30 protein-coding genes are annotated in these 23,156 nt (G+C 67.3%); 25 read left to right on the top strand and 5 right to left on the bottom strand.

All coding sequences use genetic code 11. From position 1 onward, the window contains the following. Window positions 1-232: 232 nt before the first annotated feature. Complete coding sequence (locus CWC60_RS00790; protein ID WP_164516296.1) at window positions 233-889, bottom strand: S24 family peptidase; 657 nt, start codon at window positions 887-889, stop codon at window positions 233-235. Window positions 890-1,203: 314 nt separating this feature from the next. Between CWC60_RS00790 and CWC60_RS00785 the strand changes: the two genes are divergently transcribed. The 25 genes from CWC60_RS00785 to CWC60_RS00670 all read left to right on the top strand — a co-directional run bounded on the left by CWC60_RS00785 (window position 1,204) and on the right by CWC60_RS00670 (window position 17,723). Further along, the gene (locus CWC60_RS00785; protein WP_109792156.1) at window positions 1,204-1,497 is read left to right on the top strand and encodes a helix-turn-helix domain-containing protein; all 294 of its coding nucleotides are present in this window, start codon (window positions 1,204-1,206) and stop codon (window positions 1,495-1,497) included. Between the two features lie 2 nt (window positions 1,498-1,499). Next, window positions 1,500-1,703 carry a hypothetical protein gene (locus CWC60_RS00780; protein WP_109792155.1) on the top strand — a complete coding sequence of 68 codons (204 nt, stop codon included), beginning with the start codon at window positions 1,500-1,502 and terminating at the stop codon, window positions 1,701-1,703. Continuing rightward, window positions 1,700-2,536, top strand: coding sequence for a ParB/RepB/Spo0J family partition protein (locus CWC60_RS00775; protein ID WP_109792154.1), 837 nt, complete (start codon window positions 1,700-1,702; stop codon window positions 2,534-2,536). The genes CWC60_RS00780 and CWC60_RS00775 overlap by 4 nt, the downstream gene beginning before the upstream one ends. Then, a complete protein-coding gene (locus tag CWC60_RS00770; protein WP_109792153.1) occupies window positions 2,536-2,994 on the top strand; it encodes a DNA transposition protein in 459 nt (152 codons plus the stop codon). Before CWC60_RS00775 ends, CWC60_RS00770 begins: the two co-directional genes overlap by 1 nt. Further along, the gene (locus tag CWC60_RS00765) at window positions 2,994-4,937 is read left to right on the top strand and encodes a transposase domain-containing protein (protein WP_109792152.1); all 1,944 of its coding nucleotides are present in this window, start codon (window positions 2,994-2,996) and stop codon (window positions 4,935-4,937) included. Before CWC60_RS00770 ends, CWC60_RS00765 begins: the two co-directional genes overlap by 1 nt. Before the next feature lie 66 nt (window positions 4,938-5,003). Next, window positions 5,004-5,975 (top strand): AAA family ATPase, encoded by a 972-nt coding sequence (locus CWC60_RS00760; RefSeq protein WP_109792151.1) that lies wholly within the window; start codon window positions 5,004-5,006, stop codon window positions 5,973-5,975. Continuing rightward, window positions 5,962-6,300, top strand: a complete 339-nt coding sequence (locus CWC60_RS00755; RefSeq protein WP_109792150.1) for a hypothetical protein — start codon at window positions 5,962-5,964, stop codon at window positions 6,298-6,300. The genes CWC60_RS00760 and CWC60_RS00755 overlap by 14 nt, the downstream gene beginning before the upstream one ends. After that, window positions 6,297-6,740: a helix-turn-helix domain-containing protein gene (locus CWC60_RS00750; RefSeq protein WP_109792149.1), complete on the top strand. Its 444-nt coding sequence runs from the start codon at window positions 6,297-6,299 to the stop codon at window positions 6,738-6,740. Before CWC60_RS00755 ends, CWC60_RS00750 begins: the two co-directional genes overlap by 4 nt. 67 nt (window positions 6,741-6,807) lie before the next feature. Next, on the top strand, window positions 6,808-7,452 hold the full coding sequence (locus CWC60_RS00745; protein ID WP_109792148.1) for a DUF3164 family protein: 645 nt from the start codon (window positions 6,808-6,810) through the stop codon (window positions 7,450-7,452). After that, the gene (locus tag CWC60_RS00740) at window positions 7,449-7,661 is read left to right on the top strand and encodes a hypothetical protein (RefSeq protein WP_109792147.1); all 213 of its coding nucleotides are present in this window, start codon (window positions 7,449-7,451) and stop codon (window positions 7,659-7,661) included. Before CWC60_RS00745 ends, CWC60_RS00740 begins: the two co-directional genes overlap by 4 nt. After that, on the top strand, window positions 7,658-8,029 hold the full coding sequence (locus tag CWC60_RS00735) for a TSCPD domain-containing protein (RefSeq protein WP_109792146.1): 372 nt from the start codon (window positions 7,658-7,660) through the stop codon (window positions 8,027-8,029). The genes CWC60_RS00740 and CWC60_RS00735 overlap by 4 nt, the downstream gene beginning before the upstream one ends. Window positions 8,030-8,031: 2 nt before the next feature. Beyond that, window positions 8,032-8,301 (top strand): hypothetical protein, encoded by a 270-nt coding sequence (locus CWC60_RS00730; RefSeq protein ID WP_109792145.1) that lies wholly within the window; start codon window positions 8,032-8,034, stop codon window positions 8,299-8,301. A gap of 4 nt (window positions 8,302-8,305) precedes the next feature. Then, the gene (locus CWC60_RS00725) at window positions 8,306-9,019 is read left to right on the top strand and encodes a hypothetical protein (RefSeq protein WP_109792144.1); all 714 of its coding nucleotides are present in this window, start codon (window positions 8,306-8,308) and stop codon (window positions 9,017-9,019) included. Beyond that, complete coding sequence (locus tag CWC60_RS00720; RefSeq protein WP_109792143.1) at window positions 9,016-9,696, top strand: methyltransferase; 681 nt, start codon at window positions 9,016-9,018, stop codon at window positions 9,694-9,696. The genes CWC60_RS00725 and CWC60_RS00720 overlap by 4 nt, the downstream gene beginning before the upstream one ends. After that, window positions 9,693-10,430, top strand: coding sequence for a regulatory protein GemA (locus CWC60_RS00715; protein ID WP_164516295.1), 738 nt, complete (start codon window positions 9,693-9,695; stop codon window positions 10,428-10,430). The genes CWC60_RS00720 and CWC60_RS00715 overlap by 4 nt, the downstream gene beginning before the upstream one ends. Further along, window positions 10,423-10,776: a hypothetical protein gene (locus CWC60_RS00710; RefSeq protein WP_109792141.1), complete on the top strand. Its 354-nt coding sequence runs from the start codon at window positions 10,423-10,425 to the stop codon at window positions 10,774-10,776. The genes CWC60_RS00715 and CWC60_RS00710 overlap by 8 nt, the downstream gene beginning before the upstream one ends. An 89-nt stretch (window positions 10,777-10,865) precedes the next feature. Then, window positions 10,866-11,351 (top strand): N-acetylmuramoyl-L-alanine amidase, encoded by a 486-nt coding sequence (locus CWC60_RS00705; RefSeq protein WP_109792140.1) that lies wholly within the window; start codon window positions 10,866-10,868, stop codon window positions 11,349-11,351. Then, entirely contained in the window at window positions 11,348-11,512 is a 165-nt protein-coding gene (locus CWC60_RS23420; protein ID WP_164516294.1) for a hypothetical protein, read from the top strand. The genes CWC60_RS00705 and CWC60_RS23420 overlap by 4 nt, the downstream gene beginning before the upstream one ends. Then, window positions 11,512-12,120, top strand: a complete 609-nt coding sequence (locus CWC60_RS00700; protein WP_109792139.1) for a 3TM-type holin — start codon at window positions 11,512-11,514, stop codon at window positions 12,118-12,120. Before CWC60_RS23420 ends, CWC60_RS00700 begins: the two co-directional genes overlap by 1 nt. A 13-nt stretch (window positions 12,121-12,133) precedes the next feature. Next, entirely contained in the window at window positions 12,134-12,583 is a 450-nt protein-coding gene (locus CWC60_RS00695) for a hypothetical protein (RefSeq protein WP_109792138.1), read from the top strand. Beyond that, window positions 12,580-12,885, top strand: coding sequence for a VpaChn25_0724 family phage protein (locus CWC60_RS00690; RefSeq protein WP_109792137.1), 306 nt, complete (start codon window positions 12,580-12,582; stop codon window positions 12,883-12,885). The genes CWC60_RS00695 and CWC60_RS00690 overlap by 4 nt, the downstream gene beginning before the upstream one ends. A gap of 1 nt (window position 12,886) precedes the next feature. Next, window positions 12,887-13,444 (top strand): phage protein Gp27 family protein, encoded by a 558-nt coding sequence (locus CWC60_RS00685; protein WP_164516293.1) that lies wholly within the window; start codon window positions 12,887-12,889, stop codon window positions 13,442-13,444. Further along, entirely contained in the window at window positions 13,441-14,928 is a 1,488-nt protein-coding gene (locus CWC60_RS00680; protein ID WP_109792135.1) for a phage terminase large subunit family protein, read from the top strand. Before CWC60_RS00685 ends, CWC60_RS00680 begins: the two co-directional genes overlap by 4 nt. Further along, window positions 14,928-16,523, top strand: a complete 1,596-nt coding sequence (locus CWC60_RS00675) for a DUF935 domain-containing protein (protein ID WP_109792134.1) — start codon at window positions 14,928-14,930, stop codon at window positions 16,521-16,523. The genes CWC60_RS00680 and CWC60_RS00675 overlap by 1 nt, the downstream gene beginning before the upstream one ends. Window positions 16,524-16,526: 3 nt before the next feature. After that, a complete protein-coding gene (locus tag CWC60_RS00670; protein WP_109792133.1) occupies window positions 16,527-17,723 on the top strand; it encodes a phage head morphogenesis protein in 1,197 nt (398 codons plus the stop codon). A 232-nt stretch (window positions 17,724-17,955) separates the two neighbouring features. Here CWC60_RS00670 and CWC60_RS00665 read toward each other — a convergent pair whose 3' ends face one another. The 4 genes from CWC60_RS00665 to CWC60_RS00650 form a co-directional block, all read right to left on the bottom strand. Beyond that, complete coding sequence (locus tag CWC60_RS00665; RefSeq protein ID WP_109792132.1) at window positions 17,956-18,675, bottom strand: hypothetical protein; 720 nt, start codon at window positions 18,673-18,675, stop codon at window positions 17,956-17,958. Between the two features lie 38 nt (window positions 18,676-18,713). Then, entirely contained in the window at window positions 18,714-20,141 is a 1,428-nt protein-coding gene (locus CWC60_RS00660) for a TIR domain-containing protein (RefSeq protein WP_125226062.1), read from the bottom strand. Between the two features lie 170 nt (window positions 20,142-20,311). After that, window positions 20,312-20,599: a hypothetical protein gene (locus tag CWC60_RS00655; RefSeq protein ID WP_109796330.1), complete on the bottom strand. Its 288-nt coding sequence runs from the start codon at window positions 20,597-20,599 to the stop codon at window positions 20,312-20,314. Between the two features lie 153 nt (window positions 20,600-20,752). Continuing rightward, a complete protein-coding gene (locus CWC60_RS00650) occupies window positions 20,753-22,987 on the bottom strand; it encodes a KAP family P-loop NTPase fold protein (RefSeq protein WP_164516292.1) in 2,235 nt (744 codons plus the stop codon). Window positions 22,988-23,156: the final 169 nt, after the last annotated feature.

The following is a 23,156-nucleotide window of genomic DNA, read 5'->3' as shown; positions in this document are numbered from 1 at the left end:
TGTTAACCGACACTTGATTCTGGAGTGATCCGGGACTTTCCGGGACGAGGCGGGACTATGCGGGACGGCGCGGAAAACCGGGGCTCCTGCATGGGGAGGTGTCAGGCGTCGTTCATGGCGTCTGAATCCGGAGTGGCGGTCGATCCGAGGAATCTCGCCAGTTGAAACCGGAATCGCGCGGCAGGCAATGAGCGGCCTATCAGACGTCAATTAGAGCGCCCCGAGAGGGCCATTAGATGAGCCTGCCAATCCAGCGGACACGACCGGCGACGTGGACCTGGTCGAGCTCGCCCGCGCCGATGGTCTGCTCAACATAGGCGGGATTGTCGGACTTCACCGAAACGCCGCCGGTGAAGAAGCGCTGGATGCGCTTGACCACCAGATTGCCGGCCATGGCGATGACGTAGATGGCGTCGTCGCGGAAGTGGTCGATCGAGGTGTCGATCAGCAGCAGGTCTCCGGAGCGGATGACCGGCTCCATGGAATCGCCGGCGGCCGTGATCAGGACCAGGTGGTCCGGGTCGGCGCGGAGCGCCTGGCGCACCCATTTCCGCTGGAAGGCCATGTAATCCACGACGTTTTCCTGATCGGAGAACATGCCGGGCCCGGCCGAGGCCTCGACATCGTAGCGGGGAATCATGACGAATCCAGGTTCCAGGCCGTTGGCGCTGCCCACGCCGTTCTCGATCGCCTTCACGCGTTCCCGGATGTCGGCGAGCTGGGTTTGTGTGTGGTTCTGCTGCTGGGCTGGCGGCTCGTCTGGCCGCATGGGCCCTTCGCCATAGGTGAGCCATTCGAGCCGGAATCCTGTGGCCTTAGCAATCTCGCCCAGCGCAATTGCCGAGGGCGTCGTACCGGTCTTGTAGCTCTGGAGACTGCGGACCTTCACGCCAGACCGGTCGTTAACAGCCTTGTCGCCGCCTGCGCATGATATTGCGTACCGAATCCGCTCCTGCATTTCGGAGTTCGGCCCCGGAACTGCGAAATCCGCTTCGTTCTTAACAGACATTTTCGTTGTTCCCGCAAGTGAATGATATTGCGGAGAAAATCCAAAATTGCATGATCATGCGCTCTATCTTGAACTACGAAGCGCGAAATTATGTTGATAGAAGCCCATAATTTTGCGTACCCTCGTCTCAGTTGCGATGCGCATAGCGCGAACAAAGCCGGCCTGGCGGGGCCGGCGATCGGACAGAGAGACGGATGGCCCAGAAGGCAAGGAACGCAGACCCGAACGACATCATGGCCGAGATCCGCAAGCGGATCGGGTCCATGTCGGAACTCGCGCGCCGTCACGGCGTCTCGACCTCGACGATCCGCTGCGCCACCCGCAGGCCGCAGCCGACCGGCAACCGCATCATCGCCGAGTTCCTGGGCCGGAGCGTGCACGAACTCTGGCCCGAATGGTTCGACGCCGACGGCAACCGCCGTCTCTCCAGCCTGAACCGTAGCGCCGGGCGCGGCCGGAGTCAGTGTCAAAAGCGGGAGGCGGCGTAGACATGGGCGCCCGCACCAAGCTCCGCCCGACGACGCTATCCAAGCATGAAGCGCAGCTGGCCCAGTGCTCCGGCAAGAAGCGCTTTCCGAATGGCACCCTCGCGCACCGCGCCCTCAAGGGCCGCCGGAAGATCAAGGGCCGCGAGGCCTATCGCTGCGAATTCTGCGGCGGCTGGCACCTCGGCGTCTCGAGTACCGCGCCATGACCGGTCTCGTCCTGAAGCGCATCCCCGTCGCCGACATCCTTGTCGGGCGCCGCATCCGTCCCGTCGACCGGCGGGCGCTCGGGCCTCTCAAGGCGGACATCGAGGTCCACGGACTTCGCAACCCGATCGAAGTCGGCCAGGAGGAGGGAGGGCGCTGGCGCCTGGTTGCCGGCCTGCACCGGCTGACCGCGGTCCAGGAACTCGGCCACGAAGAGATCGACGTGCTCGTCTGCGAGGACGACGCCAATGCCCGGCGCGAGCGCGAGCTGATGGAGAACCTCTGCCGCATCGAGCTCTCCGCGCTGGAGCGGTGCCAGTTCCTGCACCAGCTGAAGTGTCTTTTCCAGGAGCGCACTCACGCCCGGCACGGCGGCGACCGGCGGAGCGATCACGCGACCAATGTGCCACGGTTGGCAGATTGGTATCGCTCCGTCGCGCTGCGGGCGAGTTGCAGCGCCAGAACCGTCCAGCGCCAGGCGCTGATCGGCCACGACCTGGACGAGCTCGCCGCCGACAGGCTGCGCGGCACCCCGTTCGAGGACAGCCAGCGGGAGCTGGAGTCGCTGTCGCGGCTGGAACCGCGGAAGCAACAGCGCGTCGCGCTGTTGCTGACGGCCGAGGACGAGGCCGCCCGCGCGGCGAGCGTGGCCGACGCCCTGGCGAAGGTCGATGGCGAGACCGAAGCGCCCGAGGCGAAGACGCCGACCAGCCGCATGTGGAATCTATGGAACCGGGCCTCGGCCGACGAGCGGCGCGCCTTCGTCGCCGAGCTGGACGAGGACGAGCTGGCCGACGCCGTCGCCGCCCGCGGCTACCGTCTGGAGCGCATCTGATGGCGCGGCGCCGGGATGGTCAGACGCTGGACCTGTTCGAATGGGAGCCGCCCAAGCTGGTGGCGCGCTATGACGAGCAGCGCGTCCGCGCCGCCGACCTCAGGATCAGGATCGCGCGGGCCATTTCCGAGACGCTGAACGACTGCGAATTCGACCGCAGCGAGGTGGCCAAGGCCATGTCGGAGTGGCTCGGCGAGGCCGTCAGCAAGTCGACGCTCGACGCCTATGCCAGCCCGGCGAAGGAAGAACACACGATCAGCTTCCTGCGTCTGATGGCGCTGGTCCACGTCACCGGCGACCGGCGGCTGCTGCAGATCGCGGCGGAGCCGTTGGGCTGGTCGGTGATCGAGGACCGCTGGCTGCCCTGGGTCGAAGTGGGCCAGCTGGCCGACGCCAAGGAAGACCTGGACCGCCACTACGACATGGCGCGCCGCCTCGCCCGAAAGGGCATCCGCTGATGAAGGACTGGTGGACAGCGGCCGAGCTGGCGGAGGCAGGGCTGAGTGGTCTGCCGACCACTGTTCGCGCGATCCAGCTGATGGCCAGGCGGGAGTGCTGGGCCGACCGGCGGAGGGTCGCCGGCGACCCTTTGGCCCGGAAGCGCAGGGGCCGCGGCGGGGGCATGGAGTACCACCGCAGCGTTCTGCCCGAGCGGGCGCAGATGGCCATCGCGAAGGCCGCGCTGGCCGCGCCCGTCGACACGGCCGCGCCGACGGCGCCCGGATCGACGGCCGAGCGGGTCGACTGGAGCTGGTTCGAGAGCCTGCCTGACAGCCGGAAGCGCAAGGCGCGGGAACGGCTGAAGGTCCTGGAGGAGATCGAGGCGCTGAAACGCGGCGGCATGTCGAAGAACAACGCCGTCTGCGCCGTCGCCAACGCCCACAAGGTCGGCAAGTCGGCGGTCTATGACTGGTTCCGTCTCGTGGCAGGTCTCGATCGCGCCGACTGGCTGCCGGCGCTGGCGCCGAAGCACACCGGCCGGACGAAGACCGCCGGATGCGATCCGCGCGCCTGGGAGTTTCTGAAGGCCGACTATCTCCGACTGTCGCAGCCGAGTTTCGAGACCTGCTACCAGCGGCTGGAGCTCGCCGCCGGCGAACATGGCTGGACCATCCCGGCGAAGCGGACCCTGCAACGGCGCCTCGAGAACGAAATCCCGCGACCGGTGCAGGTGCTGCTGCGCGAGGGCTATGACGCCCTGCACCGGCTCTACCCGCCGCAGGAGCGCGACCGCTCCTTGTTCCACGCCCTGGAAGCGGTGAACGCGGACGGCCACAAGTGGGACGTCTTCGTGCGGTGGTACGACGGCAGAATCGTGCGGCCGATGATGGTCGCCATCCAGGACCTCTATTCCGGCGCCCTCCTGAGCTGGCGCTTCGATGTCAGCGAGAACGCCGACACGGTGCGGCTCGCCTTCGGCGACGTCTTCCGCAAGTACGGCATTCCCGATCGCGTCTGGCTGGACAATGGCCGGGGCTTCGCCTCGAAGTGGATCACCGGCGGCACGCCCAACCGCTACCGCTTCAAGGTGAAGCCCGAGGAGCCCGCCGGCGTGCTGACGGCGCTCGGCATGGAAATCCACTGGACCCGCCCCTACAGCGGCCAATCGAAGCCGATCGAGCGCGCCTTCAAAGACCTCTGCGATTCCATCGCGAAGCATCCCGCCTTCGAGGGCGCCTATACCGGCAATCGCCCCGACGCGAAGCCCGAGAACTACGGCTCGAAGGCGGTACCGGTGGAGACTTTCATCGAGACCGTCGAGCAGGGCATCCGTCTGCACAACACGCGGCCAGGCCGCAACACGCGGGTCTGCCGCCGGAAGCTCAGCTTCGAGGAGGCGTTCCGACAGAGCTACAGCCAGTCGCTGATACGGAAGGCGACGCCGGAGCAGCTGCGCATGTGCATGCTCGCCGCCGAGAAGGTCCGCGCCGACCGTGAGTCCGGCTCCATCCGGCTGCTGGGCAACCGCTACTGGTCCGAGGCTCTGGTCGAACACGCCGGCGAGGCCCTGACCGTCCGCTTCGACCCCGATCATCTCCACGACGGCATCACCGTCTATCGCCTGGACGGGCAGATGATCGCCGAGGCCGCGTGCCTGGAGGCCGCCGGCTTCGCCGACACGGGCCAGGCGCGCGACCACAACCGCAAACGCAGCGCCTTCAAGCGCGCGACCAGGGAAGCGGCGGAAATCGAGAAGTCGCTCTCGCTGGAGGAGTACGCGCGGCTGCTGCCCGACGTGGACGAGCCGGTAGCGCCCGAGGCCCCGGCAATCCGTCTGGTCGCGAATGGCAGCCAGGCGGCCGCGGCGGCGCCGGCGGAGGAACAGGATTTCGATTTCGACGAGGCGTTCGCCCGGACGATGGCGCAGGAGCGCCGTCACCTCCGGCTGATCGAGGAGTAGGGGCGGGCGGCCGCGCCACGGCCATCCCGCCCCTGAGCAACAACTGCACAAGCGAAAGGCTACAGCATGAACGCTCCCAAGGACCAGACCCTTACAGACGCCGAGATCGAGGCGATCCGCGCCGAGGCGAAGAAGCTGATCGCGGACGAGAACCTTTCTCACGCCTCAGCCGCCCGGGACGCCGGCATTGCTGCGCCGACCATGAGCGCCTGGCTGTCGGGCACCTATACCGGCCGGAACGACAATGTCGCCGGCAAGGTGCAGCTCTGGCTTGCTTCCCGCGAGGAACGCAAACGCGCCCGTTCGTCCCTGCCGCAGGCGCCGATGTTCGTGAAAACCCGGACCGCTTCGAGTGTCACCGACGTCCTGCAATGGGCGCAAATCGGGCCGGACATCGTCGTCGTCGCCGGCGGCGCCGGTATCGGCAAGACCACGGCCTGCGGGCATTACGCCGGGACGAACCCGAATGTCTGGATGGCGACCATGCAGCCGTCGACGGCAAACGTCTATCCGATGCTCCAGGTCATCGCCCAGGCCCTGCAGCTGACCGAGAAGAGCCCGACGAAGCTGCCCGAGGCCATCGGCGCCCGGGTGCGCGACACGGGCGGGCTGCTGATCGTCGACGAAGCCCAGCACCTGGTCTCCAAGGCGCTCGACCAGCTCCGCTCGCTCCACGACCTCTACGGCGTCGGTATCGCGCTGGTGGGCAACGAGAGTGTCTACGGCCGGCTGCAGGGCGAGGGCCGGCGGCCGGAGTTCGCGCAGCTGTTCAGCCGGATCGGCATGCGGTTCACGCGAGGCAAGCCCTGGCCGGAAGACGTCTGCGAACTGATCGGCGCCTGGAAGGTCACCGACCCGGACACGGTCCGGCTGCTGAAGGCGGTCGCCACCAAGCCGGGCGCGCTCCGCGGCATGACCAAGGTGCTGCGCATCGCGAGCGCCTTTGCCAACAGCAAGGGGGAGCCGCTCAACGTCACCCACGTCAGCGCCGCCTGGAAGCGGCTCTCCGAGGATGGAGGCGACAATGCTCAGCACTGACCTGCAACACCATGTCGACCAGCTCCGCGACCTGATGCGGAGCGGCGAGCTCACCGAGGAGCGGCTTCAGTATGCGCTGCTCGGCTTCGAGGAGACGATCGAACGGGTCGCCGAACTGGAGCTGATGCGGGTGGTCGCCGAGCCCGCACAGCACGCCCTTGGCGGCTCGACCGTCCGCGTCTGCCGGCCCGGCGAAGTCCCGCCGCCGGCCGGCTATCGCGAGGCCGCGCCGCAACAGATCGACGGCTTCGGCGAGGTGGCGAGCTTCGAGCCCGACCCGACGCAGCCGGTGGTGCGCCTGGAAGACTTCAGGGGGCGGCGATGAACGCCATTGCCGCCAACCAGTTCGAAAGCCGGATGCTGCAGGTCGCGGAACGGACCGCCGAGGCTTGCGGCGTGACGGTCGAGGCGATGATGAGCGAGGCCCGGAACAGGGAGACCTCGCAGGCCCGGCACATTGCCGCCTATCTCATCTACCGGCGCCTGGGCAAATCCTCATCTCAGATCGGCCGGTTCTTCGGGCGCGATCACACCAGCATCCTGCACGGCATTCGCAAGACCGAGCACGCGCTCAGGACGCAGCCGGACGTCGCCAAGGTCGTCCAGGGGATAAACGCGGATTTCGCTCTCGAGGATTTCGAAGTGTTGCGCGAGGCCGGCCGCGCCGACCGCGAGCGCCTGATCTGGCGGCTGGAGAAGCTGGCCGACGGGATCGAACGCACCCTCCAACAGCTGCGCGAGGAGCTCTGCGATGAGACGCCGTAGCCACCTCCGCCGCTTCATCCGCCAGCAGCTGCGCTGGCTTCACCTCATCTGGGCAAGGAGCTGATCTATGAATGTCGAAATACCCGATGGCTTCATCATGGACGCGAAGGGCCGGCTGGTGCCCGAGGACATGGTCAAGGACCACGAGCGCCTGGAGGACCAGACGGTCCGCAAGATCCTGGGCTATGCCGAAGAGCTGAATGCGCAGATCGCGCGGTTCCGCGGCCACACCTTCGACGATGTCGCGACCTTCATGGACCTGCTGTCCGAGAAGTACGGCGTCACGCGCGGCGGCAAGAAGGGCAACGTCACCCTGATCACCTTCGACGGCTGCATGAAGGTGTCCGTGCAGGTGCAGGACTCGCTCACCTTCGGGCCCGAGCTGCAGGTCGCCAAGGAGCTCTTCGACGCCTGCATCTCGGCATGGTCGGAGGGCGCGGACGCGAAGATCCGCACGCTGGTCGACCACGCCTTCCAGGTCGACAAGGAGGGCCGGATCAACCGCGAGGCGCTGTTCGGCCTCCGCCGGCTGGAGATCGACGACGACGGCTGGCGGCAGGCGATCGCTGCGCTGAACGACTCCATCCGCATCCAGGGCAGCCGCGAGTATGTCCGCTTCTACAAGCGCGACCATCCGCGCGAGCCGTGGACGCCGGTGACCATCGACCTCGCCAGCGCCAGGGCGCCGGCCGAGCTGGCGGGCGCGTCATGATCTCTACCCGCTTCCAGCCCGGCCCGGCCGACAAGCAGGCGTTGCCGCACCCGGTGATCGACACCCATTTCGGCGATGATGTCGTCGCCCGCTTCCGCAGCGAGTGCCTGGCGCGCGAGTTCTGCCGCCGGCTCAATGAGCCGTTCTACCGCCCCACGCCGCCGCATTTCCAGCTTGCGGGCGCGATGGCAGCCGGAGGTCAACCGTGACCGCGGCCGCCCGCCAGCGCCTGCCGGAGCGGCGGCCGTCCGTCTCAGAGACGATCGAGCGGAACGGCCTGTCGGCCGAAGTCAGCTGCGGCTTCGATCCGGCGACCGGCGAATTGCGCGAGATCTTCATCTTCGCCGGCAAGGAGGGCTCGGAGACCCGCCACGCCCTGGAGGACGCGGCCGTGATGGCGTCCGTCGCCCTGCAGCACGGCATTCCGCTGGAGGCGCTGCGCCGCTCGCTGGCCCGCGTCGCCACCGGCCCGATCGATCCGGAGAACCTGGACCGCCGGTCGGAGACCGCGCCGGCCTCCATGATCGGTCTGGCGCTCGACGCCGCCCAGCGGATCGCCGCGGATTTCGGGAGCTGACCATGCCGTCGCGCCCGACCACCACCGTCGAGGAGATGCGCCGCGTGATGATGAACCTTGCGCTGGCGGCCGCACCGGCCGGGCGCTCCTCGCGCAGCGCTGAACGCCGGCAGGTGATCACCCGTGCGGTGACAGAGGCCAACGAGGTGCTGAACGCCGAGCTGATCCTGCCGCAACCGGAAGCCTGCCAGCACTGCCTCCGCCGGCTGGCTGAGGCCGCGGACGCCGAGGCGCGCGAGCGGCCGGGCTTCCGCTGCGACATCGAGGGCTGAGGCGATGGCCGCGGGCATGACCTGGAGCAGGGAGACTCGCAAGCACGTCCGCCGCCTGGCGAAGGCCGGGCTCGAGCCGGCGGAGATCGCCGCGCGGACCATGAAGCCGTACCAGGCGATCCGCGACTTTATTGATCTCGAACTGAAAGACGCGAGGTCGACGCCAGAAGCCAGCATGCTTAACGATTCACATCCAGCGCCGACCCGGCCGAAAGCCATCTCCACCTCTGTGGACAGGTCTTGCAGACCCGAAAACAAGGCTGTGACCCCGGCCTGCAACGAACCTCGGCCTCTGGATAAATGCTGTCAACCCACTCCCGCGACATATCCCGCTACCTCCCTCCACGCGTCTCCGCCGGCGGCGAAGCCTCAGCCGGCGATCAAGCAGGCTTCAAAGCCCGTTGAGAAGGCAATCGAACCCGCCCGCGCGCCGTCCTTTCCGGCGCTGCCGGCGCGGCGGCCGCAGGAGATCGCGCGCACGAGCCTGCGCCGGTCGGCCGAGGAGCAGGCGGCGATCGACGCGTTCCTGGCGAAGGGCAAGGTCACGAAATTGCCGCCCGGCCACGCCGCCGGAATCAGCGCGATCGAGATGGAGCACCACGCCGCGCCGCTCTCGATCGAGCAGCTGAAAGGCGGCGCGGCCCGGCTGAAGCGGCAGCGCGAGGCCGGCCGCAACGGCCGCCGCATCCGCGACGCGAAACGAGGAGTCGGCAAATGAGCCAGAACCGCAGCAGCGCCGTGATGGCGCAGCGGCGCGAGCCGCACGATTCTCTGGACTTCTTCCCAACGCCGCCCTGGGCGACGCGGGCGCTGATCGAGCACGTGCTGGTCGGCCTTGGCAAGTACGGCTATCGCAGCTTTCTCGCGCACTCGGTTGTCTGGGAGCCGGCCTGCGGCGAGGACCACATGGTCAATGCGCTTGCCGAGTATTTCGGCGAGGTCATCGGCACCGACGTCGACGCCAGAATGCACGGGGGGCCACCCCACGACTTCCTGATGCCGTACCTGCCCTACATCGTAGAGCACCGGCCGGGCCCTCACTTTGTCATCACCAACCCGCCCTTCCGGCTGGCGGCCGAATTCGTCGCCCGAGGCCAGGAGGTCGCGGAGATCGCGGTCGCCATGCTGGTCCGCACCGTCTTCCTGGAGGGCGCGGCGCGGTACCGCGAGATCTTCGAGTCGAACCCGCCACTGATCTTCGCGCCGTTCTCGGAGCGCGTGCCGATGCTCAAGGGCCGGCTCGATCGAAAGGCGTCGAGCGCGACGAGCTACGCATGGTTCGTCTGGCCGGGCCGGGATTTCAAACGGACCAGCATAGACCCGAAGCTGATTTGGATCCCGCCCTGCCGCAAGGCGCTGGAGCGGCCCGGCGACTACGAGGAACCGGACCGATGACCGTCCCGGCTAACCGGAAGGCGCTGCTGGCCAAGTCCGCGATCGCGGTGAAGCAGCTGGGGATAGAGGAGGCGGACTTCCGCGACCTGCTGGAAGCCCGCTACGGCGCGCGGTCCCGGACGAAGCTCTCCGACGATCAGCTGGTCGACCTGGTCGAGCACTTCAGGAGCCAGGGCTTCCGGCCGGCGAAGAAGGCGCGCGCCCGCCGGCCCTCCGCCACCCCGGGCGCGCGCGCGTCCAGTGGCATGCTTTCAAAAATCCGCGCGCTGTGGATCTCCGGCTGGCACCTGGGCGTGGTCCGCGACCGCTCCGACGAGGCGCTCAGCGCCTGGGCCCGGAACGTCACCCGTGTCGAGCGCGCCGAGTGGCAGCACGGCGAGGACGCCATGAAGGTGGTCGAGGGACTGAAGGACTTCCTCAGCAGGGAGGCCGGCGTGGCCTGGAACGAATGGGGCTTCGCCGGCCGCCCGCCCGAAGGGCTCAGGCCTGCGATGCGCGATCGCCTGGCGGTGCTGGCCGCCCAGGGCCGCAAGCTGCACGAGCTGGGCCGCTTCGAGACCGGCGACGCCTTCTACGTCGCCGCCGCGATCGGGCGCACCGCGCGGCCGAAGGATCACTACCCGCCGCGCCTGGACGAGCTCTCGGCCGAGGAGCTGGACCGCGTCATCGCCGCCTTCGGCCGGCGCATCCGCCGCGCCGAGGGCATCCCCGAAGACAGGGCCGGCCATGGCTGAGGGCCAGCTCCCCGCCACGCTCAATCTTGTGGCCGACGCCGCCGGCGTCGAGGCGGCGCTGGAACTTGCGCTCTCGCGGGGCGGTACACGGCTGCGCGTGCCCCAGCGGGCCGAGGGCTCCGACCTCGCGGCCATCGTCGGCGTTGACGCCGCCCGGGCGATCGTGGACGCTCTGGCCGACGAGCGCCTCGAGATACCGCTGGCCAAGGCGGTGATCTACCGCTGGCTCCGCGCCAAGAACTGGAGCCAGGAGCGCGCCGGCGCCGCGGTGAAGATCTGCCGCCGCACCGCCCAGCACTGGGACCGCGACCCGAAGCCCGCCGCCCAGATCGACCTCTTCGACTGATCCTGCCGGGGCGTAACCGTTACGCCCTTATTCGCACGGGGCAGAAGCCCGACCATGGCCGCAAATCACCCCGGTCCTGGGAGCGCCCGTTGCGCCATATCGATACCATCATCATCCACGGCGCCCACACGCCGCCCGGCATGGACATCGGGGTCGCGGAAATGCGGCCGTGGCACACCGACCCGCCGCCGGAGGGGCGCGGCTGGGATGACATCGGCTACAACTACGTCATCCGCCGCAGCGGCAAGACGGAGCCAGGCCGCGATCTGGACCGGGACGGCGACGTCGACGAGGAAATCGGCGCCCACGCCTATGGCCACAACGCGCAATCGATCGGCATCTGCCTGGTCGGCGGCAGGGCCGAGGACGCCGACCGGCCCGACTTCAACTACACCGCGGCGCAGATGCTGGCGCTGACCGTGCTGGTCGAGCACCTGCGCCGGCGCTTCCCGACGATCAGGCGCGTGATCGGGCACCGCGACGTCAATCCGGGCAAGGCCTGCCCGTGCTTCGACGTCGGCGCGTTCTTCGCCGGCATGCCCGAGGCCGCGACCTTTCAGGGGGGCGGGGCATGAGCGCGCCGAGGAAGGCCCGCAGCCAGCGCGTGAAGAAGCGCGCCTTCCACCGCTGCCGCCATCACGGCGCGCCGGCCGAGGTGCCGCGGGCGCTCTCAGTCGAGGCCCTGAGCTTCCTGCGCAGCTACCCGTTCGACCATCTCTCGGCGAGGCGGGGCTGATGGTCCCCGCCATCATCGCCGCGGCACTGCCACTGGTCGCCGAGTTCCTGCCGTCGATCGGGCGGCTGATCAACGGCGAGAATGGCGAGCGCGTCGCGACCAGGGTGGTCGACGTGGCCCGGCGCGTCACCGGCGCCGAGACGCCCGAGCAGGCGCTGGAGCGTCTCCGGGCCGACCCCAGGCTGGTGGCCGAGCTGCAGCGCCAGGCGACCGCGATCGAGCTGGCCGAGATCGACTCGGAAGTCGCCCGCCACCGCCAGGTCAACGAGACCATGCGCGCCGAGATCGCCTCCGACGATCCGTATGTCCGGCGCTGGCGGCCGACGCTGGGCTACGCGGTCGCCTTCACCTGGGCGCTGTCCATGCTGGGCCTGATGTTCGTGATCGGCTGGGTCGCGATCAATGAGCCGCGCGAGGCGCCGGCCATCTTCATCGCCCTGGGCGACGCCATCGCGTCGATCGCGCCGATCTGGATGTTCGCGCTCTCGGTCCTGGGCGTCAGCGTCTGGAAGCGTTCTGAGGACAAGAAGACGGCGGCCGGCGTGAACCGCGGGCCGGGTGTGATCGGTTCCATCCTCGGCCGCCTGACCGGCCGCGACGGTTCGTAGGAGGGGCGGCGCAATGGAGGAGATCAACTGGATCCCGATGATCATCGTTCCGGTGATCACGGTCATCATCAACATGGTGGTCGGCTGGGTCGCCTGGTCGATCCGCACGTCGGCAAAGCAGGAGATGGCCAACGTCTCCGCGAACATGACCGAGCAGCTGGCGAGCGTCTCGTCGTCCATCCGCACAGAACTCGCCGAGGTCTCCTCGGAGATCAAGAAGTCGCTCGACGAACATGACAAGCGGCTGCAGGAGCTGGAACTTCGCCACCAGTACGCGCCCGGCCACGAAGACCTGCAGCGGCTGCACGACCGGGTCTCGAACGTGAAGGACGCGGTGACCGCCATGGCCTCCGAAGTGCAGGGCGCGCATGCCGACATCGGCGGGCTGAAGCGCCTGATGGAGATCCTGGTCCGCCATCACATTCCCGAGGCCGGCGCACTGCAGAGGGGTGAGAAACGATGAGCCTTGCCGCATCCATCCGCGCCATGGTCCGGCGCGAGATCCTGCGCCTGCTGGCGGCCGACGCCGGCTACAGCCAGAACCACGCGATCATCCGCCGGGCGCTGGAAGTCTCCACGGCGCAGTCGCTGACGGAATCCGACGTCAAGGCGCACCTGTCGTGGATGGAGGACCGGGATCTGGTCACGACCGAGATCGTCGGCCCCTACGTCCTGGCGAAGCTGACCGACCGGGGCCTGACGGTGGCGCGCGGCGAGGAGCATGTCGACGGCGTGGAGCGTCCCCGGCCCAGCGAGCTCGGCTGAGATGCCCCCGCGCCACCAGATCGATCGCCTGCCGTCCGACGTCCGTCAGACCATCAAGCGCTGGCTGGCGGACGAGAACCGCTCGGTCGACGACTTTACCACCTTCCTGGCCGAGCTGCTGGCGCCGCACGAGATCAGCGTCTCGCGCTCCTCGGCGCACCGCTTCATGGTCAATCACGAGCGCACCGCGTCGCGGCTGCGCCAGGCGCGGGAGATGACCGAGGCGCTGGCGAAGGAGCTGCCGGACGCGGCCATGCAGGGCAAGCAAGGCCGCCTCCTGGTGGAGATGGCCAGGACCTTCGTCTTCGACCTGCTGGCCCAGGTGGACCAGGAAGGCGGCGTCCTGGATCCGAAGTCGATCGCCAATATCGGCAAGGGGCTGGCCGAGCTGGCGCGCGCCGCGCGCCTGGACCAGGACTTCGAGACCAAGGTCGAGGAAGCCCGCCGCAAGGAGCGCGAGGCGAGCGCCGACAAGGCCGAGGCCGCCGCCCGCAATGCGGGCCTCTCGGCCGACACGGTCAAGGGCATCCGCCACGCCATCCTGGGCATCGCCGCATGAACCAGGGCCCGATCGAGCAGCTGATGCCGAAGACGGCCGAGCTGCCGGCCGCGATGAAGGCCATGCCCCGCGGCGACATCCTGCTGCCGTACCAGGCGCGGGCCGTCACCATGACATCGGTCTCGGCCCTGCTGGTGATCGACAAGTCACGCCGCATCGGCCTGACCTGGGGCATGGCCTCCCACGCGGCGCTGACGGCCGCCGCCGCCCGCGGCGAGGGCGGCATGGACGTCTGGTACATGGGCTACGACCTGGAGATGGCGCGCGAGTTCATCGACGTGGTCGGCATGTGGGCGCGCGCCTTCGGCATGGCCGTCGGCGAGATGGACGAGATCGTCCTGGCCGACGACGAAAAGGACATCAAGGCGTTCCGGGTGAAGTTCGCCTCCGGCTTCGAGGTGGTGGCGCTGCCCTCCGTCGCCCGTGCGCTGCGCGGCAAGCAGGGCCTGGTGATCCTGGACGAGGCGGCGTTCTACTCGGATCTCGCCGAAGTTCTGAAGGCGGCCATGGCGCTGCTGATGTGGGGCGGCTCGGTGATCGTGGTCTCCACGCACAATGGCGTCGACAATCCGTTCAACCAGCTGATCGACGAGATCCGCGCCGGCCGGCGCAAGGGCGCGACCATGACCATCACCTTCGACGATGCGATCGCCGAAGGGCTCTACGAGCGCATCTGCCTGGTCACAGGACGAGAGGCCACGCCGGAAGGCCGCGCGTCCTGGTGCGCCGAGATCCGCGCCTTCTACGGCGCCGACGCCGCCGAGGAGCTGGACTGCGTGCCCTCGACCGGCGCGGGCTCCTGGATCGGCCTGGACGACATCGTCGCCGCGCAGCACCCGGAAGCCGGCCGCCCCGAGCTCTACCAAAAGGGCCTCGTCTTCTCCGGCTGGGACGTGGCGCGCCGCCGCGACCTGTCCGTCGTCGCCCCCTTCGAGATGGTCGGTGACGTGCTCTGGCTGCGCGAAGAGACCTACATGCACAACCGCCGCTTCGCCGAGCAGTACGACGAGATCGGCCGGATGATGCGCGACTACCGCGTCGTCCGCCTGGCCATGGACCAGACCGGCATGGGCGAGGCGGTGGTCGAGGAAATCCAGGCGCGCCACGGCCAGGAGCGCTGCGAGGGCGTGATCCTTTCGGGCCCGCGCCGGCTCGACCTGGCCACGATCCTGAAGGCGCGCTTCGAGAACGGCACCATCCGCATCCCCGACAGCCCGGAGATCCGCGCCGACCTGCGCGCCATCAAGCGCGTCGCCGGCCCGACCGGCGCGCCGCGCCTGGTCAACGACGACACGGTCCACGCCGACATCTTCTGGGCCTATGCCTTGGCTGCGGCGGCCGCCGCCGAGGGCGCGTTCGAATACGGCTACGAAGCCGTCACCGGCACCGCCAGCGGCCGCGCCGGCGTGCTGGGCCGCCGCGCCGAGGATGATGACGGGCCGCCCTCGCTGGCCGGTTTCGCGCGATCGAAGGGAGCCTGGTGATGCCCGAGACGAGGATCCTGGACCAGTACGGCCGCCCGATCGAGCGGGGCAAGCTGACCGAGGAGCTGGCGGCGCCGTCGCTCCGTTCCGTCCGCCAGGTGATCTCCGACCACCCGGAGGCGGGGCTCACGCCCGCCCGGCTGGCGCGGCTGCTGCTCGACGCCGAGCAGGGCGAGCCCACGGCCTATCTGGAACTGGCCGAGGCGATGGAGGAGAAGTATCCCCACTACGCCGCCGTCGTCGGCGTCCGCAAGCGCGCCGTCGCCGGACTGGAGCTGCAGGTCGAGGCCGCCTCCGACGCGGCCGACGACGTGAAGGCGGCCGACCTGGTGCGCGAGGCCGTGGTGCGCGACGGCATCGAGGACGAGCTGATCGACCTGCTGGACGGCATCGCCAAGGGCTATGCCGTGGCCGAGATCATCTGGCGGCAGGAGGCCCGGGCCTGGTGGCCGGAGCGCCTGGAGTGGCGCGACCCGCGCTGGTTCCGGCCCTCGATCGAGGACGGCACGACGCTGCTGCTGCGCGACATCGCCGGCGATCTGCCGCTGGCGCCGTTCAAGTTCATCACCCATCACGCCCGCGCCAAGTCCGGCATCCCGATCCGCGCCGGCCTGGCCCGGGCGGCGGCCTGGCTCTACCTGTTCCAGAACTTCGGGCTGAAGGACTGGATCGTCTTCGCCGAGACCTTCGGCCACCCGATCCGCATCGGCCGCTACGATGCCGGCGCGAGCGCGGAAGACCGGAAGGTTCTGCTCAACGCGGTCAGCGCCATCGGCACCGACATGGCCGGCATCGTGCCGCGCTCGATGGAGATCGAGCTGATCGAGGCCAAGCTCGCCGGCAATATCGACCTGTTCGAGCGGCTCTGCGCCTATCTCGACCAGCAGGCCTCCAAGCTGGTGCTGGGCCAGACCGCGACCACCGACGCCATCGCCGGCGGTCACGCCGTGGGCCGGGTCCACGACGACGTGCGCGAGGACATTCGCGACGCCGACGCCCGCCAGCTCTGCGCCACGCTGGCGCGCGACCTGGTCAAGCCGCTGGTCGATCTCAACCTCGGGCCGCGGCGCGCCTATCCCAGGATGCGCCTGGTGGCGCCCGACGACATTCCGCTGGACAAGCGGATCGACGGGCTCAAGACCTTCGTGCCGATGGGCCTGAAGGTGCAGATGTCGGAGATCCGCGACATGCTGGGCTTCGCCGATCCGGACGAAGGCGCAGAGCTGCTGGTGGCGCCGGCGCCGCAGGCAGTCCCGCCGCCGGGCGGGACGGACGATCCGGCGGCGGACCCGGCCGAGACCGCCGCCCGGCGCGACCGCCTCACGACCGCAGCTGCGACCGGCGCGGAAGCCGACATGCTCGACAACCTCGCGATCGCGGCGCTGGAATCGGAGGGCTACGACCCGCTCTCCGACCTTGTCGCCGACGCCCTGGGCGAGCTGGCCGAGGCCGACGACTTCGACGACTTCGAGCGGCGCCTGCGCCGGCTGGTCGGCGGCGAGCCGCCGGACGGCGCCGTGGAAAGGCTGGGCGACATCCTGTTCCAGGCGAAGCTTGCCGGCCGCATCGGGGTGGGCCTGGACGAGGACGCCTGAGCCGTGGCGATCGAGCTCGAACCGCTGCCGCCGGCCGAGGCCGTCGCCTTCTTCCGCTCCAAAGGCTACCTCACCGGCTTCAGCTGGCGCGACGTCTCGGCCGAGCAGCACGGCCAGGCCTTCACGGTGGCCAAGGCGATGCGCCTCGACGTCATGGAGGCGATCCGGGGCGAGCTCGATCGCGCCCTGGCCGGCGGGACGACGTTCCAGGATTTCCGCAAGACGCTCACGCCCCGGCTGAAGGAGCTGGGCTGGTGGGGCCGCAAGCCCATGTTCGACGAGCTCACCGGCGAGACGATCGAGGCGCAGCTCGGCTCCGACCGGCGGCTCCGCATCATCTACGACGCCAATCTCCGCGCCGCCCACGCCGCCGGCCACTGGACCCGTATCCAGGCGACGAAACAGGATCTGCCGTATCTCCGCTACGTCGCCGTCCTGGACGGGCGCACGCGGCCGCAGCACCGCGCCTGGCATGGCACGCTGCTGCCGGTCGACCACGTGTTCTGGCAGACGCATTACCCGCCCAACGGCTGGCGCTGCCGCTGCCAGGTCCAGCAGGTCTCCGAGGGCCAGATGCGCCGGCGCGGCTGGCAGGTGACCGAGCCGCCGCCCGAGAGCGGGCCCGGCCGGGCGCACGTCAACCGCCGGACCGGCGAGGTGATCGAGGCCCCGGCCGGCATCGATCCGGGCTGGGGCCACAATCCCGGTATGGCGGCCGAGGGGCGGTTTCCCGATCCGGCCCGCTACACGGATGCCGACTGGGGCCACGCCGCCGCCAGGGCCGCGGTGGAGAGCCCGCACTTCGAGGATATCGTCCGCGGCACCGCCGGGGGCGCCGCGCCGGTCGCCTGGCTGGACGAGGCGCTCGCGGCCGCGATCGGGACGGACGTGCAGCGCGTGGATCTCTCGGCCGACACCATGCGGAAACAGCGCGGCGAGCTGCCCGGCAATCCCGGCCACCCGGAGCTGACCCTCGTCGATTATCGACGTCTTCCAGACCTCATCGGCGGCGGATCGGTCTACAGCGACCGGGAGCGGAGCCTGCTGATCTTCTCGGAGCACGAGGGCCGCTTCTACCGCATCGCCCTGAAGGCGACAGCGGACGGGCAGGCGGCGTTCCTGACCTCGTTCACGAAAGTGCGCCGCGAGAACGCCCTGCGCCAGCAGCGGCGTCGCCGGAAGATCGACCGCGGAGATTGAAGACCGGCGGGGTGGGCGCCCGATCTGAACCCACATTGCGCTCGACGCCGAAGGCGCCTGCTACGGCTTCGGGACTTTCACCGTGTATCCCGCCGGCACCGTCAATATAGCGATCCGCCCGCCGCGATGAAAGCCAGAGGGCCGGCGGTTGTGGGACCGATTGGAGATGACCTCCCAAAAGTGCTCAGTGCAGATCGGTGGATGGCCTCGATGACGGATCCGAAGGCAGGGGCTATTGGAAGGACTCCAAGATCGACCGCGTCATTTCGCTGAATTTCCGGAGCATCTCGGCAACGGGCGGACGACCGATGTCGGGAACGTCGGCCAGCGATACGCTCAGCGTGATGTTCAACTGCAGGCCCTCGTCGGCGTCCCATCGTGCGACTGGGTCGCCATCGGTGTAGGGGCCATCCCAGAGCGCGATCAGCCTGATATGACCGTTGCCGCTGACGTGGGCGTCCCCGCGTTCTATGCCGCAGACAAGCAGCTTCCGGTGCTTATCCGTCAGGTCCAGATGGTGAAGAGCGTAGAGTAGCGCGTTGCCGCCGCGAAACGGTCGGAAGCCCAGAATTGCTGCCTGGTCCGCTTCGGAAAGACGCCGAAACTTCTTCCTGGTTCTCTTGTCGGCGAGTCCCTGCTCCGATTTGGCGAAAGGAAAGTAAGTATCGGAGGGCTCCCGATGGCCGTTGCGCTCGGCGAGAGCGCAGGCGAGAAGGTCGAGCGCGCTTCGCTGCGCGTGGATGATGGCGCCAGTCTGAACGCCGATTGACCGGGGCACGGGAGCCGCAGTCTTGAAGAAATAGATCAGGCCGCGCCCCTCGGGATCCGGCACCGGTCTCAGCCGATAGGGCTTCTGATCCAGAAATCCCCTAAGCTTCTGATCGAGAGCATCGATCTGAGTATCGGCCCAATCGATCTTCGCAAACGCGTCTGCCAGATCATCTGGGTCCATGCCAATTGCTCCGTTCGAACAGGTTGTCGTCCCCGTCGCTACAAACGCCAGCCCAGCGTCGTGAGCCATGTCCAGATCGTCTGGCCGACCTCCAACAGGGCGGGCGCGATACCCAGAATCTCCGAGCCGGCCTTCGTGCCGGCCACGATCACAGTAGCATCTACGAACCGGTCAGCCTTCTTCAGGATCCAGCCGGCAATCCGCCGGCCGAGAGATTCGGTTCGATCCTGGATGGCCTTCACTTCGGTCAGTTGGTCGCGATCCGGCTGCGCGGGCAGCGATTTCAGATGCGCCACGTCGTGGGACAGCTGTTCGAATTCCGCTCGGGTGATCGGCAGCTCATCGGGGATGGGTTCCGGCGGCTGGTTGTGACCCATGCCGGCGGGGCCCTGACCGATCTTCTCCAGTGCCGCTTCCAGTTGCTCGATGCGCTGGAGCATGTCCTGATGGGCTTTGGCCGCGGAGAAGCGCTCATCGTTCCAGGGACGGGTCTCCTCCTCCCATTTCGTCTGCCGATTCTGCCACGTATCATCGTCGGACGGACGGATTCGCGCTCCGTGCGGCGCCCACTCGAAGGAGTACCGGTCAAGCTCTAGGGCGGCGCGCTCCATTTGCTCCCAGGTAGCGACGTCATCGAAATATTGCTCAATCACGTCGATGGTCTCGTAGGGGCCACCCCAGATGTAATTGTACTCGCCGTCATTTCTTGGCGTCCCCATCTCCGGCGGTTCGTAGTTCCGAAGGAACCACTCCTCGATCTTCGTGGCGCCCTCTTCCACGCTCAGGGCGCGAAGATCCTCTCGGGGCAGGTCCGGTGCCCGGAGCTGCGGTTCCTCGAGTCGCGGCTTGGCCGCTTTCTCCTCATTTAGCTCTTCGGCTGATCTCCACCTTGCCTGCCCAAGTCTGGCCCGCCCAAAGCTGGATTTCCCGTATGTGGCCTGACCATATCTCGCCGGTTCCCGATCCTGCTGACCGAGTTGGCCCTTGAGGAGAAGCGCCAACCTTTCGGCGCTGCCTCGAAATCCGTTGGCCTCTTCGGCCGCCATGTCGTCGACACGAAGCAACCATCGCGACACCAGATCTGCCGCAAGTTTGGGGTGGGCCGACGTTCGGGGGAATTCGATGTCACGCGTCGGCAGAAAGCGCACCGGCAGAATCAGGTCCTTGCGGCCGAGTTGTCTCTCGAAAGACTGGAAGAGTTGCGCCTCCAGGCGGCACAGGGGGTCCGAGAACCAGGCCGGGGTTATGAAGGCCAGAAGAACGGCGCTGCCATCGTTTTCACCGGCGCACGCCCGCTCCCAGGCCTCGGCGGCGGGGTCTTCGCTCCGATCCACCCAGATATGGACGTTCTTCAGGCCGACCCCGTAGACCTCACGCTGCAGGCGAAACGCTAGGTCGGAAATGGAATCCGCCTCCGCGCTGTTCCGCGCAAAGCTCAGGAACAGGTCGTACTCGGTCTCCGCCATGATGCCGGCCACGCCCCCTCTTGTGCTCGTCCGGCAACATTCTGGTGCATGCGCGATGAAGCCGGCAACCCGGGTCGCTCTCAGGGGGCCGTCAGGGGGCTTCTCGGGTTCGGCGGGAGCCGATGGGCCCGGAACCGGCTCTCGCCGCTCCTGCCCCCTTTTAGTGGCTATTATTCGTCTATTAGAAACTCGGGTCCGGGTGTCTCGGCCAGCGCCAGGCTGCAGCCGCTCCACCGATCGCCGCGGCGCGGGCAGCGGCCGGCGTCGCGAAGGGCCGTGAGCATGTCCGGCACCGCCATCCCGGGGCCGAAGCGGCGCAGCAGGGTGCGCAGGCGGTAGCGCCCGTTCTTGCCGCAGCGGGTGCAGCGGATCGCGATCATGCGATCCTCGACCAGATCCAGAACGGTGCGCGACGCGGCCATGGGGCGATGATCGGCGATCGCATTGCGCCGCGCCACAGTTGCAATCTGCCTGCACGCGGCGCCGGTGGCGTCAGTGCATTTTGAAGCGGTTGCGCAGCGTGAGCAGCAGGAACAACAGCGTAATGACGCCGCCGACGGTCTGGACGCTGCTGATGACGTGCAGGCTGTCGATGGTCACCCGGATGGTCACTACTCCTCTGTCATGTCCGCCTCATCGAGCGCCAATTGCTCTACGAATAAGGGCTCTTCGTCCGAGGCTTCATCCCACAATTCGCGAAAGTGGCGTAGCGTGCTCTTTTCCTCGTCTGTCGTCCCGGGACCCGCAAGAAGTTCATCGACACAGGAAATCAGTCGTTTCGGATCGCACAGCCCGGCGACCAACTTCTTGTGAACTAAATATCGTGTTCTAGTGACGTTGCTGCGGCCAGAAGACGACTGGTTCGTGGAAACAAAGGAACCCGCAAGCGCCACGACGAGCTGAGGATCTTCCAGATTCTGCTGAACCCAGTCCCGGACAGTCTCCTCTCCCATCATCTCCTCCAGTTGCATCCACACATAGAGCGAAGAAACCAGTTCGGGTACTTGAAGCAAGGACATATCGGATGCGGCCCGCGTGACCGCCTCCAATGCGAGATCACGCAGTTCGATTGCCGCCTCGCTTGACACGATGGATCGCTCGGCCCCTCGTCGACCCTCAATCAGGCCGTTGTTTCGTAATGCGCGATCCGCAAGGCTCAGAAGGAACTGCAGAGACGCGAGCTTCGCAGCCCGGACGACTGCACGATCGAATTGCTCTTTGGAAACTCGGTCTCTGAAACGGTTGAGCAACCAGTGCGCGCGGAGTTCGTTGTCCTCGAAATCCCCCAACCGCCTGGACCCGTCTATCGGCAAATTGATCTCGTCAACCACACTGAACACAGCCCCGAGGAAGCTTTCGATATTCTGCTCGGGCACGTCCTCGGCGCGAACCACCAACTCATCGAGCAGAGAGGCAGCTTTAGTCCCGCCTTGGCGCCTGGGTCGGGCGCTTGCTTTCCGCAGCGCGCTCGCAACTGTCTTCCCGTCCCCCGACTGACTGATGATCTGATCCAACTGTGAGGCTGGTAACGTGCTGTCGTCGATGGCATAGCGGAAATACGAGTCGAAAAAGGTCTCGCTACAGATCTGCCGGTTCTTGCGCCATTCGGCTTCCCAATCGGAATCGTAGCCACTACCACCCCAGTAGATCTCCAACCTCGGGAATAGGCGCGATAGCGCTTGCTGAAGGACTCTGACCGATGGCTGATCAAGGCCGTCGAACAACGTCTTCGTCATCGAAGCCCTGTCGTCCTCTGAAAGACCGCGAGCTGCCGGACGTCGGAGCACGGCATTCTTGTTGTCAAAAATGCGCCGATGCAGGAGAGGAAGAAAGACCCGCAAAGCCTCGATGCCCACGAAATCCGCCCTGTCGAGTTCACCTTCGACGGATGGCCAAAGGATTTTGAGGACGTTGTCGAACCGCGCCAGGTCTCGCGCCGTATTGAGGAAGGGCCAGACCACGTCAACAAGGACGTCCAGAATGCGTGCCTCGTCATCCTGGTTCTGCGCATCCACTGCGCGAAGGACCTGTTCCCGCAGTTTGTAGCGGAGGTCAGTCTTGTCTGGAGGAGGCACCTCGAAGGAAGCCTGGATGATCTTGTCGAGATACTGCTGGTCTGCCCCTGAGAATCTTTCCTTAAGGTGACGCTCGACCAGAGCTCGATCGAAAACGAGCATGTATGTGATGTTGGGCAATCGACCTGAGGATTTCACGAGTTGGAACACCATCATCGCTTCTTCGATATCGAGCCGGTCCAGATCGTCGATGACCACGAGATAACGCTTGCCTGCTTCCCGAAGTGCGTCCGAAATCCGCCGGTGCTCGTGTGGGACAGTGGCCTTGGGGTCTTCAAGAAAGTCCTGCAACACGCCGCCGGTCGCCCTGAGAGCCTTCTCCATGGCGGATCCGCCGATCAGCCCAACGATCGGCGCGATACTGGCCGAGTGTTTTCCCAAGCGGTGACCGATGGCGCGTAGACGCGCTCTCTCCCTATCAGGCAGGGACATCGCTGCCGCCAGTTCCGCAAAGAAATCCGCATGAAGGGACTCCTTGTCGGTGAACCACCAGGGATTGAACTCGATGATCTCCAGATTCTCCCTGTCCTCACCAAACTCGGCATCTAGGCAGTGCCGGACGAGGGCGACCGTGCTGCTCTTGCCGATGCCCCAAGGGCCGTGGACACCGAGGACGAAGCTGTCCTCGCTGCGATTCTTTGCGATCACTCGGGCAATCGTTCTGGCAAAGGACGTCAGCTCGAATTGATCCTCGTCGGGCTCGGCGATCGGGCGATCGCTATTCATCGTCCATTCCTGGATTTCGGCTTGTTCCCCTGACGGCTCGGTCATCAACCCGGTCCCCCTCGTCTTTTCCCGCCTGACGGCGACAGAATAGACAATTTTCTTCCCTGGCGTCATGGTGGCGGACCGCCGTGTTGCGAGGCTGGCTGGCCCAGTCCGGCAAGACCGGCCAGGCACAGTCGCCCCGCCCGCCGACCCTCCGCCATCCCGGGCGGGG

The sequence above is a fragment of the Minwuia thermotolerans genome (genome assembly GCF_002924445.1).
GTDB classification, from domain to species: Bacteria; Pseudomonadota; Alphaproteobacteria; order Minwuiales; family Minwuiaceae; genus Minwuia; species Minwuia thermotolerans.
This window is presented reverse-complemented; position numbering and strand designations above follow the sequence as displayed.